Origin of the sequence: Microbacterium sp. AZCO (assembly GCF_039614715.1) — a bacterium.
GTDB lineage: Bacteria > Actinomycetota > Actinomycetes > Actinomycetales > Microbacteriaceae > Microbacterium.
In genome coordinates, this window is the sequence record NZ_CP154857.1 from 2,477,226 (window position 1) to 2,495,319 (window position 18,094).

Sequence of the window (18,094 nt, forward strand, 5' to 3'; positions counted from 1 at the left end):
GCGGTCAGGCGCGCGGCGCCGCGGTGCTCCCCCGCACGACGAGGGTCGTCGCGAGGAGCTCGTCGAGGCTCTCGTCCGGTCGGCCGTCGAGGCGTGCGAGCAGGCTGTCCACGGCGCGCTGGCCGGCGAGCACGAGCTGACTGCCCACCGTCGTGAGCGGCGGCACGATGAGCTCGCTCCCGAAGATGTCGTCGAAACCGGCGATGCTGAGGTCGTCCGGCACGCTCACTCCGGCCGCCGCGGCGGCCTGGACGAGGCCGATCGCCATGAGGTCGTTGAAGGCGATGACGGCCGACGGGCGCGCGGCCGCGACCCTGCGGAACGCCGACTTGCCCCCGTCGATCGTCGGGCTGTTGGGCCCGATCTCCACGATGCCGATGTCGAGCCGCTCCGCGGCGTCGAGCATGCACTCCCAGCGGCGGCGGCTGATCCACGACGTCTCGGGCCCCGCGAGGTACACGAGCGAGCGGTGGCCGAGCCCGGCGAGATGCTCGATCAGCTGGGTGACGCCGGTCTCGACGTCGGGGAGCACGGCCGGCACATCCTCGACGAGGCGGTTGATCAGCACGACGGGCTTGCGGGCGGCGAAGTCGGCGATGGTGTGGTCGGGCAGACGCGTCGTCGCGAGCACGAGGGCGTCGGCACTGGGCAGCAGGCGCGAGACGGCCTGTGCCTCGGCCTCGCCCGACTCCTGCGACTCGGCGATGACGAGCGTGTAGCCCGCCTCCGCCGCCGCGCGCTCGGCGCCGCGGACGATGCCGAACACGACCGGGTTCGTGATGTCGGCGACGACGAGGGCGATCGTGTGGCTGCGGCCCGTGGGCAGCGCCCGGGCCATCGGGTTGAACTGGAAGTTCAGCTGATCGGCGGCCAGGCGGATCCTCGCCTCGGTCTTGGCGCTGATGCGGCCCGGCTTGCTGAGCGCGCGCGACACCGTCGACGCGCTCACGCCCGCGAGCTCCGCGATGTCGTAGATGGTCGCCGCGCCGCCGCGTCGGCGCATCCGCTCCGCGATCTCGTCGGGGATGACGGCCGGCGCGCCTGCGGCCTCAGCGCTCACGTGCGGATCCTCGGGTCATCCCACCCATCATGCACTCCCTGCCCCGAGCCGCGTGCGGCTCAGCCGTCGGCGCCCGGCTTTCGTCCGTCGAGCCCGCGCCAGCGCTCGCGCAGCGCCCACGCTGCCGACTTCGGCTTGCGATCGCGCGTGAAGACGCCCTTCTTGTTCCCGTCGACGCGGTGGATGCCGTTCGACGTCGCGAAATCGGCGAAGTTCCACACCTGCTCCCCGACGAACTGCGGGAAGCGGTCGAAGACGCGGTGGTTCATCGCGAGGTAGTCGCGCTGATACTCCTCGGTCCACGCCTGGTCCCACACGGAATGGATGCCGGGCTGCGTGTCGGCGCCGTACTCGGTCATCATGACGGGCTTGCCGGTGCGCTCGATCCAGCCCGCGATGTCTCCCTGGAGGTAGCGCTCCGCGGTCGGGAGGTCGGCGGTCGCGACGTACCAGCCGTAGTAGCGGTTCAGGCTCACAACGTCGAAGAGGTCGATGATCCGGTCGTTCTGGAAGGTCGCGAACATGACGAGCGCGTACGTGAGCGGACGTGTGGGGTCGAGCTCGCGGGCGAGGTCGACGAGCGGCTCGAAGTACTCCCGGGCGCCGTCTTCGTTGGAAGCCGGCTCGTTCGCGATGCACCACATGACGACGGACGGGTGGTTCTTGTCCCGCCCGATCAGCTCGCGCAGATGCTGCGCGTGCGCGGCGCGCGTGTTGTCGTTCGCGAACTGCTCGGAGAACGTCGGGAACGGCGGCTTGCCCGACATCCCCCCGACGACGCCCATGTTCAGTCCGACGGCCGCCGTCTCGTCGATCACGACGATGCCGTGGCGGTCGGCGAACTCGAGCACGTCTTCGGCATACGGGTAGTGGGATGTGCGGAATGAGTTGGCGCCGATCCACTCCATGAGCTGGAAGTCGTGCACCATGTACGCGTCGTCATGGCCCTTGCCGCGCACGGCGGAGTCCTCGTGCTTGCCGAAGCCCGTGAAGTAGAACGGCTCTCCGTTGATGAGGAACTCGTGGCCTCGCACCTCGACGGTGCGCACGCCGACGGGCAGCGTGTAGCTGTCGAGGACCCGGTCCCCGTCGACCGCCTCGATCGTGAGGTCGTAGAGGTAGGCGGCGCCCGGCTTCCACAGCACGACGTCGGCGATCGACAGGGTGCTGGAGGCGCCGGATGCCTCGGCCACGACCTCGCCCCCGGCATCCGCGATCCGCACCCGGACGTCGACCGCGTCGGATGTCTCGACGCGGAGATCGACAGATCCCACGGAGCCTTCGAAGTCCGTCGTGACGGTCACATCGTCGATAGAGATCCGGGGGATGCTGTGCAGCCACACCGATCGGGCGAGGCCTGCGTAGTTGTAGAAATCGTGGAAGTAGGTCTGCTTCTGCCGCCCGTCCATGCCGACCTCGATCTTGCCGGGCGGGATCGTCTCGTTGGTGAGGTCGCCGCTCACGGCGACCGTGAGCCGGAACGACCCGCCCGCCGCGACCCGATCGGTCAGCTCGACGTCGAACGGCGTGTAGCCGCCCACGTGCTCGCCCACGAGCGCGTCGTCGACGTACACGCGAGCGGCGTGCGTCGCGGCGTCGAAGCGCACGAAGATGCGCTCGTCGCTCCACCCGCGGGGCACCCGCACCTCGCGCTGGTAGTAGACCCAGCCCACGTGGTCGCGGATCTCGGGGTCGGTGAACAGATCGTTGTAGCTCGCCGGCACGGCGGCTTCGAGGGGCGTGTCGAGTCGCGCCGTCCACGGCGTCTCGCCGAGCCGGGTGTCGATCCCGAAGCGCCAGACGCCGTCGAGGTTGACGAGCTCGCGGGTGGGAGTGGAGATGGGCTTCAGCATGCGGGTGGTCCTTCGCGTCGTTGCGGCGTGGATGTGGGGGCTCTTGTCACCCAGGTCGGCGAGGGAGCCGTCGGGCGGGTCTTGATGTCGGTCGTCGTCGCCGTGCTCGGTCGAAGTGAGATCACGACAGAGCGGCCAGCGACGGGTCGCGGCCGTGTTGCAGGCGGGCGGCGGTATGACGAACCGCCCGCACGAATGCGGTATCGGCGGCGAGCGCGCCGCTGACCTCGGCGAGGGCCGTCGCGGGGTGTGCGCCGCTCCCCGCGATCCAGGCGCCGAACGCGAAAGCGCATGCCGCGGCGTCGCGGCCGTCGGCACGTTCACGCTCCGCAACGGGTGCGATGCGCAGGCCGAGCTTGCGGGGCGTATCGAGCGCGATCTGCGCGAGCGTGTGCACGATGCGCGGGTTCTCGAAGCGCTCGATGAGGGCCCTGCGGTACGCGTCCGTCTCGAGTTCGGCGGGCAGGTGACGGGATGCCTCGTCCCAGAGCGCCTCGACGGCGTCGCGGCAGACGGGATCGGCCATGGCCTGCGCGACCGTCTCATGTCCGCGCAGAGGACCGAGGTTGGCAAGCAGGGTGTGCGCGCCGTTGAGCATCCACAGCTTGCGCGACTCCCACGGCTCGAGGTCGTCGGTGAAGCGCGCACCGGCGGTCTCCCACGCGGGCCGCCCGGCGGGGAACGCCCCCGACAGCACCCAGTCCGAGAACGGCTCGGCGACGACGGGAGCCCGGTCGCCGTACCGCTCCTCGAGGCGCTGCATCTCGTCGGGGTCGAGCCGCGGCGTGATGCGGTCGACGGACGACGACACGAACGAGACGTTCGACGCGATCCACGCCGCCGTCTCGGGCAGCGACTCGCAGAGCGCGAGGATGCCGCGGCGCAGGAGTCCGCCGTTGTCGGAGAGGTTGTCGCACGAGACCAGCGCGAGGGGGCCTGCGCCGGCACGCCGGCGGGCGTCGAGTCCGAGCACCAGACGGCCGAGGGCGGTTTCGACGCGCACGCCCCCCGCGGCCACGTCCGCGAGGGCGGCGAGGTCGGCCGCCACGAGCGGATCGCCGGCATCGGCGGTACCGTCCGAGCGGGTGCGGTAACCCGCCTCCGTGATGGTGAGGGTCACGATCGCGGTCTCGGGCGAGGCGAGGTCGGCGACGAGGCCGGCGACATCGCCGCCGGGCGCCGTGCGCACGATGCTCTCGATGACCTCGGCCCGGTCGCCCTCGGCCGATCGCTCGATGAGCGTGTACACGCCGTCCTGCGCGGAGAGGGCGTCGGCCAGGTCGCGGCTGCGGCCGGTGTAGCCGACCATCCCCCACTCGTGGGCGTCGGCGGCGTGCGCCGTGTACCACGCGGTGTGCGAGCGGCTGAAGGCGCCGAGTCCCAGGTGGACGATGCGAGCGGGCGGTGCGGGGCGCGAGCGTGAGGGGGTCACAGCTTGAACACCCGCTTGGGCTGAGGGCCGACCATGTCGTCGATGACCGCGCCCGCCTGCTCCTGGGAGAGTCGGCTCTCCACGACGAGTCTCGCGAGGAACGAGGCATCCGCCCGCCTCGCGGTGTCGTGCCGTGCCGGGATGGAGAGGAACGCGCGCGTGTCGTCGATGAAGCCGGAGCCGCGCGAGAAGCCCGCGCTCTCGGTGACCGCCGATCGGAACCGCCCGATCGCGTCCGGGGCATCCAGGAACCACCACGGTGCGCCGATGTAGACGCTCGGGTAGAAGCTCGCCATGGGGGCGATCTCGCGCGAGTAGACGGTCTCATCGACGGCGAACAGCACGAGGTGGAAGTCGCGTTCCAGCCCGAAGCGTTCGAGCAGCGGGCGCAGCCCTCGCACGAAGTCGGTGCGGCGCGGGAAGTCGTGGCCAGTGTCGGGCCCGAATCTCTGGAAGGTCGCCGTGCTGTGATTGCGCACGACGCCGGCGTGCACCGTCATGACGAGCCCGTCGTCGACGCTCATGCGGGCCATCTGCAGGAGCATGTGACTGCGGAAGGCGGCGCGGTCGCCGGCGGCGGCTGAGCCTGTCACGACCGACTGGAAGAGCTGCTCGGCCTGACCGGGAGCGAGGTCGAGCGTCGTGGGCTCCTCCACCCCGTGATCGGCCGAGACCGCGCCGTGGCGGATGAAGTGCTCACGGCGCGCCTCGAGCGCGGCCAGATAGCCGGAGAAGGTCGCCGCCTCGCCCGTCGCGGAGAGGAGCCGCTCGATCGACTCCGTGAACCCGGCTGCGTCGGGGTCGAGGTATCGGTCGGGACGGAACGTGGGGACGACCCGACCGCCGAGACCGCTCTGCGCGAGGCCGGCGTGGCCGGCGAGGTCGTCGAGAGGATCGTCGGTGGTCGCGAGCACCTCGATGTCGAAGCGGTCGAACAGGGCGCGCGGCCGGAAACCCGGGTCGTCGAGGCGCGCCTGGATCTCGGCGAAGACGCGGTCGGCCGTGTCGACGGAGAGCGGCGTGTCGATCCCGAGGACGCTGATGAGCTCCTCCTCGATCCAGTAGCCCGAGGCGGTGCCGGCGAAGAGCGGCCAGCGCTCCGCGAAGAGGCGCCACGCCGCACGCGGCTCGACCGCACGCCCGCCCACGCCGAGATCGGCGAGGTCGACGCCGGACGCGTGAAGCAGGCGCGTGACGTAGTGGTCGTGGGTCACGAGGAGCGACGTCGCATCCGTGAACGGCGCGTCGTCGACGAGCCACTCCACCGGCACGTGTCCGTGCGGCGACACGATCGGGGCGTGGGCGACGCGCTGATACAGGTCGAGTGCGATGGCGCGGGTGCGCGGATCGGCCGGCAGCAGGCGCGCAGGGTCACGTCGTCGCGGAAGGAGCATGCCGACCATTCCACCTGGCGGAGACTGTTTTGTCAACCGATTGCTCATCAGCCGTCCCAAACCATTCCCGGCACAAAAGTTGGGTTGCGCAACCGCTTGCCAACTTGCGCCACGTCTGCTGTACTTGGTCATCGCAGCGCCGCACCCGGCGAGCGCTCACCGACGGAAGAACGCCATGCGCATCGAACAGGCCGAAGTCATCGTCACCAGCCCCGACCGCAACTTCGTGACGCTCAAGCTGACGACCGACGACGGCCTGACGGGTCTCGGAGATGCGACGCTCAACGGGCGCGAGCTGGCGGTCGTCGCGTACCTGCAGGAGCACGTCGTGCCGCTGCTGATCGGGCGCGACGCGCACCGCATCGAGGACACCTGGCAGTTCCTGTACCGCAGCGCGTACTGGCGCCGGGGGCCCGTCACGATGGCGGCGATCGCCGCCGTCGACATGGCGCTCTGGGACCTGAAGGGCAAGGCTGCGGGTCTCCCCGTGTACCAGCTGCTCGGCGGCGCCTCGCGCACGGGGCTGCTGGCCTACGGGCACGCGTCGGGCCGCGACATCCCGGAGCTGTTCGACAGCGTGCGGGAGCACCAGGAGAAGGGCTACAAGGCGATCCGCATCCAGACCGGCGTGCCGGGCCTGAAATCCATCTACGGCATCGCCTCCAACGCGACCTACGAGGCGAACGCGGGCGTCCGCTACGACCACGAGCCGGCGCAGCGGGGCGGCCTGCCCAACGAGGAGGACTGGGACACCCGGTCGTATCTGCGGCACGTGCCGACCGTCTTCGAGGCCGTCCGCAACGAGTTCGGCCCCGAGCTCCCCCTCCTCCACGACGGACACCACCGGATGACCCCGATCCAGGCGGCCCAGCTGGGCAAGTCGCTCGAGCCGTACGACCTGTTCTGGCTGGAGGACTGCACACCGGCCGAGAACCAGGAGGCCCTGCGCCTCGTGCGGCAGCACACCACCACGCCGCTCGCGATCGGCGAGATCTTCAACACCGTGTGGGATTACCAGCAGATCGTCCGCGAGCAGCTCATCGACTACGTCCGCTCGGCCGTCACGCACACCGGCGGCATCACGCACCTGAAGAAGGTGCTCGACTACGCCTCGCAGTACCAGATCAAATCGGGCATGCACGGGCCGACCGACATCTCGCCCGTCGGGATGGCCGCGGCGATGCACCTGGGCCTCGCGATCCACAACTTCGGCATCCAGGAGTACATGCAGCACGGCGACAAGACCGATGCCGTCTTCCAGCAGTCCTACACCTGGAAGGACGGGATGCTGCACCCGGGTGACAAACCCGGGCTGGGCGTCGACCTCGACGTCGACGCGGCCGGCACCTACCCGTACGTCCGCGCCTACCTCCCCTACAACCGGCTCGCGGACGGCACCGTCCACGACTGGTGACCCCACCCAGCCCGCACTCGCCCCCCAGCGATCCAGCACCGCACCTGACGAAGGAGTCAACCGCACCATGAACGACCACGACGACCTCACGGCGACCGAGGAGGAGCGCATCCTCATCGCCGCCGCGACGAGCCGCCCCACGACGGCCGGCCCGGCGGCCGGGCCCGTCACGACCAACCTGCCGACGACCGACGGCCCCACGAAGAAGGTCTCGAAGAGCTTCATCCTGTGGCTCTTCTTCCTCAACTTCGGCGCCTCGATGGCCTTCATCGTGCCGATGTCGTACTCGCTCGCGCTGCGTATCCAGGAGCTCGCACCCGGGCACGAGGAGTACCTCGGCTACGCCACCGGCATCGCTCAGGTCGTCTTCATCGTCACGTCGCCGCTCGTCGGCATCTGGAGCGACCGCACCCGGACGCGACTCGGCCGCCGCAAGCCGTTCATCATCGGCGGCATCATCGTCGGCCTTCTCGGCCTCCTGGTCATCGGCCTCTCGCCCAGCATCCCGATCATGATCGTCGGCTGGGTCATCGCGATGCTCGGCTGGGCCAACGTCGGATCCACCGTCCTCTTCATCCAGGCCGACCAGCTGCCCGAGATCCAGCGCGGGCGGGTCTCCGCCCTCACCGGGGTCGCGGCGCAGGTCGCCCCGATCATCGGCATCGGCCTCGTCTACGCCGTCGTCAACGTCAGCCTCGTCGCGGTCTTCCTCCTCCCCGGCATCGTCGGCGGCATCCTGGCACTCCTGTTCGTGTTCTTCGGGAAGGACCCCGACTCCCGCAACCTGCCGGTGCCGACCGAGCGCATCTCGCTCAAGAAGATCTTCGGCAGCTTCGTCTTCAACCCCCGCAAGTACCCCGACTTCGGGTGGAACTGGCTCGGTCGCTTCGTCTTCTTCGTGGGCCTGTACTTCAACACGACGTTCGGCACCTTCTTCTACTCGCAGCGCCTCGGCGTGCCCGTCTCACAGGTGGCCGGACTCGTCGCGATCATCGGCCTCCTCGGCATCGTGGCGGCCGTCGTCGGCGCGATCGGCGGCGGCTGGCTCTCCGACAAGCTCGGACGCCGCAAGCTCTTCGTGGCGATCGGCGCCGGACTCTTCGCGATCGGCGCGGTCATCGAGGCCACCGCGTATGCGATGCCCAATCTCATCGCCGGCGCCGTCGTCATGAACCTCGCCCTCGCCGCCTTCGGCGCCGTCGACCAGGCGATCGTCATGGCGATCCTCCCCGACCGCGCCGAGGCCGGCCGCTACATGGCCGTCGTGCAGTTCGCGCAGAAGATCCCCAGCGGCATCGCACCGCTCATCGCCTCCGTCATCATCACGATCGGCGCCGTCGAGGGCGTGAAGAACTACACGCTCCTTTATCTCATCGGCGGCGCCTGCGCCGTCCTCGGCGGACTCATCATCCTGCTCAAGGTCAAGGCGGTCCGCTGAGAGTAAGGGAGGAGGGATGCCGGACGCGGCATCCCTCCTCCTTCAGGTGCCGTGCTGTCACATCTCGGAAGGACTGCCATGGATCTCGACTCCACCGACTTCGGCCGCATCCACGTCTCGACGGTGCCGCTCCCCGACGGGATCCAGGCGCCCTCCGCGACCTACACGTACGCGGGCAGCGTCCTCGTGCTCCACCGCACGGCGGGGCCCGACGAGGACCGCTACGCGCTGTCCGTCGTCGCCGATGACGGCACCGGCTTCCGCAGGATCTTCGAGGGCGACATCCCCGAGCACGCCAGGGCCAACGGCATCCGCCACATGCCCTTCGCCGACAACAGGCGCGTGCTGCTGGGCGACTACATCCTGGAATGCTCACCTGACATCGACTCGTGCACGCGCGCCGAGCTCGTGCCGCTCGAGTATCCGTGGGACCTCGAGCACGACCCGCTCACCTCGCACCACTGGTCGGAGATCATCGTCTCGCCCGACGACGAGCACATGGCCTGGACGATCCTGCGCACCGACATGGGCGCCGCAGCCGCGTGGGGCCGCCTCGAGCGCCGCGCCGATCGCTACACGATCGAAGACGCCACCCTCATCAGCAGCGCATCCGCGTTCGAGCCGGATCCCGAGCACGAGGGATGCGTCATCCCGACGCCGGTCCGGGGCGGCGAAGTCAAGCAGTTCGTCCGCGGCGGCACGGCGATCTCGGCGGTAGGGAGCGCGGGCGGGTTCCTTCCCGACTCGGTCATCCAGAGCCTCGACGGCGATGCGTTCACCCCCGTCACACGGGCCCCCGGGTACGACGAGACCACGATCCTCTCCCCGGACGAGCGGCTGGGGATCGTCATGACATCACGCGCCTCCGTCGAAACCAACCCCGCCGTGCTCGGACTCCTCCCCCGACCCCTCGCCGGCATCGCCGGTCGCGGCGCCTCGTGGGCCGCGTACATGTACACCGTCTCGGGCGTGCGCACATTCCGTCGCGGCAACATCGGCCCGGTGCTCATCGACATCGCGCGATCGCAGGCCGAACCGCACTACGAGGGCATCTCTCTCGCCGATCCCGACGGCGAGTGGGTCTACGTCTCGCCCCTGTCGTGGCATCCCTCCGGGACTCGCGTGATGTGGATCGAGACGCTCCGCGGCACGATGCGCCCCGGCGCTCACGCGACTCTGCGCGTGCGCATCGCACACCTGCGGGACCACGTGCCGTCCGAGCCCGTCGCGGTGCGGCCTGCGCCCGCGCAGATTCCGTACGCGATCACGGGTGAGGATGCCGCAGCCGTCCTCGCGACGCCGACTCCCGCCTCGTTCGTCGGCCGGGTGGCGGGCCGTCACTCCGGCTGCGCGAGCGTCGAACTGCGCTCGGGCGACATCGCCACGGGACGGGAAGGGTTCACGCGCGTGGACTACGACGGCTTCAGCGACGACGGTCTCACCTTCTACGACGGCTTCGAAGAGATCACGAGCTCTTTCGCCGCCGGTACGCGATACCGCGCGGACCTCGCCGCGACGGGCGAGGTCGACGGAGAGATGCGACTCCGGGTCACCTGGTCGGGAATCTCGGCGGGAACGCGCCTGCTCTTCGACCTCGGCGAGGACGGGAACCCGAGATCCTTCGGCTTCGCACGTGCAGGGAGCCGCCGGCTCGACATCGCCGACCTCTCCGAGTAGCGCGGTCCTCCCCAGCGGCGCAGATCGCGCCGGGAGGCACCCGACGATCGGTGCCTCCCGGCGCGTCGGTCAGATGGTCTCCCCGGCGTCGGCGAGCAGTGTGCTCCCCGTCATGATCATGGAGAGATCGCTGGCGCAGAACAGCACCACGCGGGCGATGTCGTCGGGGGTGCCGACGCGTCCGATGAGGCTCTGCGTCATCGCCGCGGGCACGCTCGACATATCGATGCCGGCCGCGGCGAGGTTCTCCATCGCGGCCGCCGCGGCAGCCAGGTTGCCCTCCGTGGGCACGTAGGAGGGTGCCACGCCGAGCACGCGGATGCCGCGGGGAGCGAACTCGAGCGCCATCTGCTTGGTCATGCCGCGCACCGCGTGCTTGGACGCGACGTAGGCCGAGAGCCCGGGAGCCGTACCGCGGAAGCCCGCCGTGGAGACCACGTTGACGACCACGCCGCCCTCCGTCATCCGCAGGGCCGCTTCTCGGGCCCCGTTGCGCACGCCGCGCGCATTGACGGCGAAGACCCGGTCCCACTGCTCGTCGCTCATCTCGACGACCGGGACGCTGGGGAAGACGCCGGCGTTGTTCACCCAGATGTCGACGCCGCCGAGTCCCTCCGTCACTGCGTCGGCGGCATCGTGCACCGACGCCGAGTCGGCGACGTCCATCTGGACGCCGATCGTCAGCGCACCGGATGCCCCCGCGACGGCGGCCGCGGCATCCGCAGCGCGCCGAAGGTCGAGGTCGGCGATCGCCACCGAGGCCCCCGCCTCGGCGAGCCGGTCGGCGATGGCCCGGCCGAGTCCCTGCGCTCCCCCGGTCACGACGGCGCGGCGGCCGCTGAGCGAGATGAGGTCGGGAATCGTCCGGGTGGAGACGTCTGCGAAGGGGAAGCTCATGCCACCGCCTCCGCCGTCTCGAGCGCGTTGCGCTGTGCGACGGCCCCGAGCCAGGCGAGACTCGGCTTGGGCTCACGCACGAAGGTGTCGCGGTCGACGGCGATCAGGCCGAACGTGGGCTCCCAGTGGCCCCATTCGAAGTTGTCGAGCAGCGACCAGTGGAGGTATCCGCGCACGTCGATGCCGTCGGCGATGGTGCCGGCGAGCCCCTGCAGCGCCTCGTCCGTGTAGCGGATGCGCTGCGCGTCGTCGGCGGTGGCGATGCCGTTCTCCGTGATCAGGATCGGGGTGTGCTCGCTGACCTCCCACGCGTGGCGCACGGCCATCGCGAGGGAGTCGGGGCGGAAGGCTGTGCCGACGAGGGTGTTGTCGGGGTGCGGGGGGTGCGGCACCAGTCCGTTGGAGTCGACCTCCTGAGACGAGTAGGCCTGCACGCCGACGAAGTCGTCGCCGCGGCTGCCTTCCCAGTAGACGTCTTCCTTGCCGTAACGGATCTGCAGGAGCTTCTCCTCACCGCCCGGCGCCGCCGTGAGCGCACCCGCCGCGATCGTCCAGCCCACCTTGGCGTCCGTCCGCTCGCGGACGATGGCACGCGCCGCGTGGTGGATGCGCGTGAAGAGACGACCGATCTCGGGATCGGCGTAGGTGAGGAACTCGCTGTGGGTCTGCTTCTTCTCCTCGTCGCCGTCGGCCTCGACGGTCGGACTGGTCCAGTCGCCACCCGACGCCGCGAGGTGCCGCATGGCAGTCATGATGGCGGCCTGCATGTTCGGCTCGTTCATCGTGACGACCCACTCGACGCCGTCGAGGATCGTGCACGCCTGTTCGACGAAGGCGCAGAAGAGCGCCTCCGCCTCGGGGCCGTCCCACCCGCCGAGGGCGGCGAACCACTGCGGCGTCGTGAAGTGCTGAAGCGTCACGACCGGCGTGACCCCGAGGGAGAGGCAGAAGTCGATCATCCGGCGGTAGTGCGCGAGCTCGGCCTTCGAGAAGTATCCGCGCACCGGCTCGATGCGCGACCATTCCAGGCTGAACCGGTACGACGTGAGGCCGGCATCGGCGAGCAGCTGGATGTCTTCGCGGTAGCGGTGGTAGCTGTCGACGGCGTCGCCGGAAAGCTCCATTCCGGGCATCATCTGCTCGCGGGCCCACCAGTCGCTGTTGACGTTGTTCCCTTCGATCTGGTGTCCGGCGGTGGCGGCCCCCCAGAGGAAGCCGTCGGGGAAGCGGATCTCGGTCATGGGTCTCGGGACTCCTATACGTGTGAGGGGGTGGGATGGGGTGAGGTCTGATGTGATGCGGGAAGCGGAGCCGTTCCTTCGAATCGACCCGGTCCCACGTCGTGGCTCTCGCCGCCAGGGAAGACGACCCTGGCGGCCGTTCCGGCGGGAATGTCGGCGGTGATGCGGATGCTGTCCCTCTCGACGCGCCAATCGACGGCGATCCTCCCCTGCGGTCCGTCGTGGAAGCCCCGAGCCCAGGTCAGGCCGGCGCCGGGCAGCGGCGCGATCACCACCCGCTCCCATGCCACGGACTGCTCGTCCTGCCGGAGTCCGAGCGTGTGGGTGTGGAGGAAGCGGATGACACCGCCCTTGCTGTAGTGGTTCAGCGATTCGTGCGCGACGCCGTTCTCGTCGATGCCTTCCCAGTCCTCCCAGATGGTCGTCGCGCCGCGATCGACCATGTACAGCCACGACGGAGCGGTCCGCTGCAGCAGCAGCTCGTAGGCGATGTCGGGTCGACCGGCACCGGCGAGAACGGGAAGCAGATCGGCCGTGGCGAGGAATCCCGTGCCGAGATGCGTTCCTGCGCTGCGGATGAGGTCCACGAGGCGGTCGACAGCCGCTTCGCGCAGGCCCTCCGGGATGAGGCCGAAAGACAGGGCGCGCACGTACGCGGCCTGCGTGTCGGTCACGGTCGTGCCATCCGCGTGGAGGTAGGCCTCCCGCCAGGCATCCGCGACATGGTTCGCGGTCGCGGCGTAGCGGTCGGCATCCGCGTCTCTGCCCAGGATGCTCGCGATCTCCGCGAGCGTGGCCGTCGAGCGGTGCAGATAGGCCGTGCCCACCTCGCCCTTGTCGGCCATGAACCAGCCCATGGGGTCGCTCTTGATCGGGTCGATGCGGTTGCCGTCCGCGTCGCGCTCGCGAGGTTCGGTCCACTCGCCCCAGTGGAACGTGCCGTCCCAGAGATACTGCTCGAAGGACGCCGGCTGCGGGGATGACTGAACACGAGCGTGGTGGCGCGAGGTGCGCGCCTGCTCGAGCGCCCAATCGACCCAGCGCACCATGGCGTCGTAGTTCTCCTCCAGGACGAGGCGGTCACCGTAGGAGAGGTACATCTCCCACGGCACGGCGACGATCGCGTCGCCCCATCCCGCGGAGCCGGTCATCATCGCGAACTGGTCGTCGAGGTGGTGCTTGATGCGCCGGCCATCCGGCGAGAAGTTCGCGATGCGCCCGTCGTCGAGCTGGTCGTCACGCACCGACCGGAGCCACTTGCGTGTGAACCCGAGCACGTCGTACAACCGCGTCGCCGTCGGGGCGAACACCTGATAGTCCCCGGTCCACGCCAGGCGCTCGCGCGTCGGGCAATCGGTCGGGACGTCGACGGCATTGCCGCGGAAGCTCCACTGTGCGATCTCGTGCAGGCGATTGAGCTCCACGTCGCTGCAGGCGAACGATCCTGTCGGCGGCAGATCGGTGTGCACGACCTGCATGGAGACGGATGCAGGGTTCAGGGGACCGTCGGTCCGCGTGACACGCGCGTACTGGAAGCCGTGGATCGTGTGCCGCGGCTCGAAGACCTCGCCCTCGGGACCCGCGATCACGTCGTCACGCTGCACGAAGGGCATCGGCGCCTCGCCGGGACGGTGGGAGTCGAGATGCGTCGTCGAGAGATCGCCCGTACGGTCCACGTACTCGCCGTACTCGATCACCGTGCGCGTGCCGGGCGTTCCGAGGTCGGTGAGGCGGATCCAACCTGAGGCGTTCTGCCCGAAGTCCAGCACCCACACGCCGGGACGGATCTCACGCGCGCTGACGGGCGGGCGCACTTCCACGACGCGAACCGGCGGCGCCGGTGACCAGTCGATCGGCGGGGCGTCGGTCACTGCGCCGAGGATCACCGCACGAGAATCGGTGCCGCGGACGCGGAAGTCCGTGGTCTGCCCCTCCATGAGGTCAGCACGGACCGTCGAGGACGGCCGGCTCGACCAGGACCCGTCGCTCGTGACGACGTGCGTCGAGCCGTCCTCCAGGCGGCAGTGCAGCTCGACGCGAGCACCCAGCGTCGTACCCCACCCGGCGGGCAGGCGGAAAGCCCCGACCTGACCTCGATACCAGCCGTCGGAGAGCTCGACATCGATGCGATTCTCGCCGGGTGCCACCAGACCGGTGACGTCATGAGCCTGACCGTAGAGCGTGCGGTCATACGAGGTGGATCCCGGTGCGAGCTCGTCTGCGCCGACACGACGCCCGTTGACAGTCGCGGTGTACAGGCCGAGCGCCGTCGAATACAGGCGCGCGGAGACGACGCCCGCGGGCAGCGTGAACAGTCCCGACAGCAGGGACGACGGACGCCGGCCGTATCCCGGATCGTCTGCCTCGACCGGCGAGATCCACTCGGCCGTCCAGTCGTGATCGAGCAGGCCGACCTCGAAGGTCGCGGGCTCCGACCACGCGGCATCCGACCCGGCGCGTCGGACCCTCCAGCGGACGCGACTTCCGCTGCGCAGCGACGCGAACGGCCAGCGAACGAAGCGATGACCGTCGACCTCGCTCTCCACCGGGGCGCCATCGTCGACGGTCGCCTCGAGCAGGAACCGGTTGCTCCCGCCCGACGGGAGCTTCCACGACAGGCGTGGGGAGGCTCCGGTCACGGGGAACTCGTCACCACCGCTGTCGACGCTCAGGGCGAAGGGTGCGTGGGGCAGCATGATCTCTGGCATCGGCGGCGGATCAGCGGACCGACTTGACCTTGAGCAGGATGATCAGCCCGCCGACGAGGGCGAACGCAGCGCCCGTCAGATACAGCAGCGTGTAGTTCTTGACTCCGCCCGCGGCGCCGATCGTGATGATCACCCCGGCCAGCAGCGGCGCGACCGCACTGGGGATCTTCTGCGCGAACTGGATGACGGCCATGTAGCGGCCGGCCTGGTCCCGCTCGGGGATGAGAGCGTAGATGATCGCCTGGTCGACCGTCGCGAACACCGCGATCGCGAGCTGCATGAGGACCGCGCCGACGATGATCTGCGGAAGGCTCCACGCGGTCGCCTCCGTCACGGCACCGCCGACGAACAGCAGAGCGGCGATCATGACGAACAGGCGACGGCGCTGCAGCTTGTCCGACAGGAACCCGCCGAGGAGAGCTCCGCCGGCGGCGGCGAGGACGCCGACCATGCCGACCGTCGCCACGATCCCCGCGACCTCGCGGACCGGAAGGTCGAGGCGCTGAGCGTAGAAGAACGTGCCGAAGGTGGTGTTGAAGTAGAGGCCGATGAAGAAGACGAAGCGGCCCAGCCAGTTCCAGGCGAAGTCGGGGTACTTCCGCACATCGAAGCCGTAGCTCGTGACGACGGAGCGGACGGTCACCTGCTCGCGCCGCGGGAGCGACTTCGAGCTCCCCTCGGGCTTGATGAGAGGGAAGATCGCGAGCAGGAGCGCACCGATGACGCCCGGCACGAGGAAGATCAGCAGTGTGCTCGACGACACCGCGTACGCGACGCCGATGCCGAGGACCGGGGCGATCTGCGTCATGAGCCCCGTGAGCGCGGACACCTTGCCGCGCTGGGCTTCGGGAAGCTTGTCGGCTTGAAGCGTCTGGAGCGCGGCGCCGGCGATCGACCATCCCGACATGCCGAGGACCCACCCCACGCCGATGATGAGGAGATTCGGGGCGACCCCGATGACGACGAGCCCGGTCAGCCCGATGGCGACGCCCAGGTAGATGAAGGGCGAGCGGCGGCCGAGGCGCGATCGGGTCCGGTCGCTCCAGATCCCGACGAGAGGGCTGATCAGCAGATAGACGAGCTGGGCCGTTCCGGTGATGTAGCCGAGGACCTCTTCATGGCCGGGGGCCAGTTCCGTGATGCGAACCGCGATGCCGTAGGAGAGCGGCACCATCATCGCCATCGACGCGCCGAAGCTCGCGAGCATGAGCCAGAAGATGTACCCCTTGCTCATCGGCGTCTGGGGCTCGACGTCCGTCCCGGTGGCCGAGGCGAGCGACGCGCTCGGCATGACACCGGCCACAGGCTCTTCAGCGGACAAGGCGGCGACGGCCTCGCGCCGGCCGCCGTCGGGGGTGTTGGTGGTCACTCTGACTCCCTCATCGTGTGATCCAAATGTAACCAGCATGGTCATCTTTCGTGAAGAGTAACCGGAATGGTTAGAATTGGCAAGCTCGCCGGAACGGCGGATGAGAGACTCGAGCGGACATGACCACGAGCAGCACCGATCCACGGACGATGTCGGACGGCGCGAAGCGCGCGCGACGCGGCCCCTACGCGTCGACGCCCGCGCGCCGTGCGCAGATCGTGCGCGCCGCCGTGGCGAGCTTCGCGGAACACGGGTACGAGCGCGCATCGCTCCGGGACATCGCGGCTCGGGCGGAAGTGACGCACGCCGCTCTCCTCCGTCACTTCGCGAGCAAGGACGAGCTGCTGCTGGCGGCCCTCGCGCAGCGGGATGCCGATGACGAAGACCTCGCGCGCCGCATCATGGCGGCGAGCGTCGCGCCGGAGAAGGTGCTGCCGACGGTCCTCGAAGACGAGTTCGCGCATCCCGACCGCCAGCGCAACTGGCTCGCGATCACCGTCGCGGCGACGAACCCCGCCCACCCCGCGCATGACTTCTTCGTCGCGCGCCGGGACAAGATGCGCGCCTACTTCACCTCCGGCCGTCTTGCGACCAGCGAGGACAGCGAGGAGATCACGGCGGACGAGAAGGTCACCATGGTCATGGCGATGATCGACGGCCTCCGCATCCAGGCCCTGCTCGATCCCACGCGAGAGACGCTTCCGCTGCTCACGACATTCATGCGGGCGGTGATGAACACGCCGGGCGACCCGGCGGCCGCGCAGCCCTCGACCGAGGGGGCGAGCGCAGACGCTAGATGACGGACGGGGCGTGGACGGGGCCGAGCTGGGCGAGCGCCGCCCGCACCTCGTCCTCCTTGCTCTGATACGGCGAGTTGCGGGTCTCGAGCTCGAGCACGACGTCACCGTCGAAGCCGGAGACCTGCGCCGCCTGCAAGAGCGCCGGGAAGTCCACGTCGCCGTGTCCGATGACGCGGCGGATGTCACCGGCGACCGCGTCGCGAAGGTGGATGATCGCGATCCTCTCGTGGATGGCCGCCCATGCGTCCGTCACCGACTCGCCGGCGCCGACGACGTGCGAGACGTCGAACGCCAGGTCGACATCCGGGTCGAGCAGCTCGAGCAGCGTCTCCGTCCTGCCGATCGTGTCGACCGGCCTGCCGAAGTACGGCGCTTCGACCGCCAGACGGATGCCCTCGTGCCACGCCATCACGGCGACCTCGTTCAGAGCGTCGGCCATCGCGGCGTATCGAGGAGGTGCGGAGGCATCCTCCCTCTTCTCCCCGCACGGCAGCACGAGGAGGGGCACACCGGCTTCTTGGCAGAAGGCGAGCAGTCGCCGGACGCGAGCCATCACCTGCTCGATGTCGTCGGCTCCGTCGAACGACCCGGGATCGGCGTTCACGCTCGCCGCCTGCAGTCGGGATGCCGCGAACTGGCGAGCGGCTCTCCTCATCTCGGAGAGGGTTCCGTTGACCGGGACATGCTCGCACAGCCCCCGCAGCCCGACCAGATCGACGCGGTCGAAGCCCAGGCGCGCGGCAGTGTCGAGCGCCTGCTCGAGCGGGTACCGGCGGAAGCACACGGTGGAGACGGTGAACGGCGTCATCTC

General features: G+C 69.6%; 13 protein-coding genes. 4 read left to right on the top strand and 9 right to left on the bottom strand.

What is annotated here, in order from left to right; all coding sequences use genetic code 11:
- Positions 1-4 precede the first annotated feature (4 nt).
- The 4 genes from AAIB33_RS11605 to uxaC all read right to left on the bottom strand — a co-directional run bounded on the left by AAIB33_RS11605 (position 5) and on the right by uxaC (position 5,739).
- Entirely contained in the window at positions 5-1,060 is a 1,056-nt protein-coding gene (locus AAIB33_RS11605) for a LacI family DNA-binding transcriptional regulator (RefSeq protein ID WP_345800117.1), read from the bottom strand.
- 59 nt (positions 1,061-1,119) lie between these two features.
- Entirely contained in the window at positions 1,120-2,913 is a 1,794-nt protein-coding gene (uidA, locus tag AAIB33_RS11610) for a beta-glucuronidase (RefSeq protein WP_345800118.1), read from the bottom strand.
- A gap of 121 nt (positions 2,914-3,034) precedes the next feature.
- Complete coding sequence (locus AAIB33_RS11615; RefSeq protein WP_345800119.1) at positions 3,035-4,345, bottom strand: mannitol dehydrogenase family protein; 1,311 nt, start codon at positions 4,343-4,345, stop codon at positions 3,035-3,037.
- Complete coding sequence (gene uxaC, locus AAIB33_RS11620; RefSeq protein WP_345800120.1) at positions 4,342-5,739, bottom strand: glucuronate isomerase; 1,398 nt, start codon at positions 5,737-5,739, stop codon at positions 4,342-4,344. The genes AAIB33_RS11615 and uxaC overlap by 4 nt, the downstream gene beginning before the upstream one ends.
- Before the next feature lie 175 nt (positions 5,740-5,914).
- Here uxaC and manD point away from each other — a divergent pair, with 175 nt between their 5' ends.
- The 3 genes from manD (at position 5,915) to AAIB33_RS11635 (ending at position 10,268) form a co-directional block, all read left to right on the top strand.
- Positions 5,915-7,153, top strand: coding sequence for a D-mannonate dehydratase ManD (manD, locus tag AAIB33_RS11625; protein ID WP_345800121.1), 1,239 nt, complete (start codon positions 5,915-5,917; stop codon positions 7,151-7,153).
- Positions 7,154-7,220: 67 nt separating this feature from the next.
- On the top strand, positions 7,221-8,591 hold the full coding sequence (locus AAIB33_RS11630; RefSeq protein ID WP_345800122.1) for an MFS transporter: 1,371 nt from the start codon (positions 7,221-7,223) through the stop codon (positions 8,589-8,591).
- Positions 8,592-8,669: 78 nt separating this feature from the next.
- The gene (locus AAIB33_RS11635) at positions 8,670-10,268 is read left to right on the top strand and encodes a hypothetical protein (RefSeq protein WP_345800123.1); all 1,599 of its coding nucleotides are present in this window, start codon (positions 8,670-8,672) and stop codon (positions 10,266-10,268) included.
- Between the two features lie 69 nt (positions 10,269-10,337).
- Here AAIB33_RS11635 and AAIB33_RS11640 read toward each other — a convergent pair whose 3' ends face one another.
- Genes AAIB33_RS11640 through AAIB33_RS11655 form a run of 4 tightly spaced genes read right to left on the bottom strand, consistent with a single transcriptional unit; the run spans position 10,338 to position 16,483 of the window.
- Positions 10,338-11,165, bottom strand: a complete 828-nt coding sequence (locus AAIB33_RS11640) for an SDR family oxidoreductase (protein WP_345800124.1) — start codon at positions 11,163-11,165, stop codon at positions 10,338-10,340.
- Positions 11,162-12,406: a family 1 glycosylhydrolase gene (locus AAIB33_RS11645; protein ID WP_345800125.1), complete on the bottom strand. Its 1,245-nt coding sequence runs from the start codon at positions 12,404-12,406 to the stop codon at positions 11,162-11,164. The genes AAIB33_RS11640 and AAIB33_RS11645 overlap by 4 nt, the downstream gene beginning before the upstream one ends.
- A gap of 14 nt (positions 12,407-12,420) precedes the next feature.
- Complete coding sequence (locus AAIB33_RS11650) at positions 12,421-15,114, bottom strand: family 78 glycoside hydrolase catalytic domain (protein ID WP_345800126.1); 2,694 nt, start codon at positions 15,112-15,114, stop codon at positions 12,421-12,423.
- Between the two features lie 10 nt (positions 15,115-15,124).
- On the bottom strand, positions 15,125-16,483 hold the full coding sequence (locus tag AAIB33_RS11655; protein ID WP_345800127.1) for an MFS transporter: 1,359 nt from the start codon (positions 16,481-16,483) through the stop codon (positions 15,125-15,127).
- A 119-nt stretch (positions 16,484-16,602) separates the two neighbouring features.
- Here AAIB33_RS11655 and AAIB33_RS11660 point away from each other — a divergent pair, with 119 nt between their 5' ends.
- Positions 16,603-17,283, top strand: a complete 681-nt coding sequence (locus tag AAIB33_RS11660) for a TetR/AcrR family transcriptional regulator (RefSeq protein WP_345800128.1) — start codon at positions 16,603-16,605, stop codon at positions 17,281-17,283.
- Here the strand turns inward: AAIB33_RS11660 and AAIB33_RS11665 are convergent.
- Complete coding sequence (locus AAIB33_RS11665) at positions 17,276-18,091, bottom strand: sugar phosphate isomerase/epimerase (protein WP_345800129.1); 816 nt, start codon at positions 18,089-18,091, stop codon at positions 17,276-17,278. The two genes, AAIB33_RS11660 and AAIB33_RS11665, sit on opposite strands and share 8 nt — an antisense overlap.
- Positions 18,092-18,094: the final 3 nt, after the last annotated feature.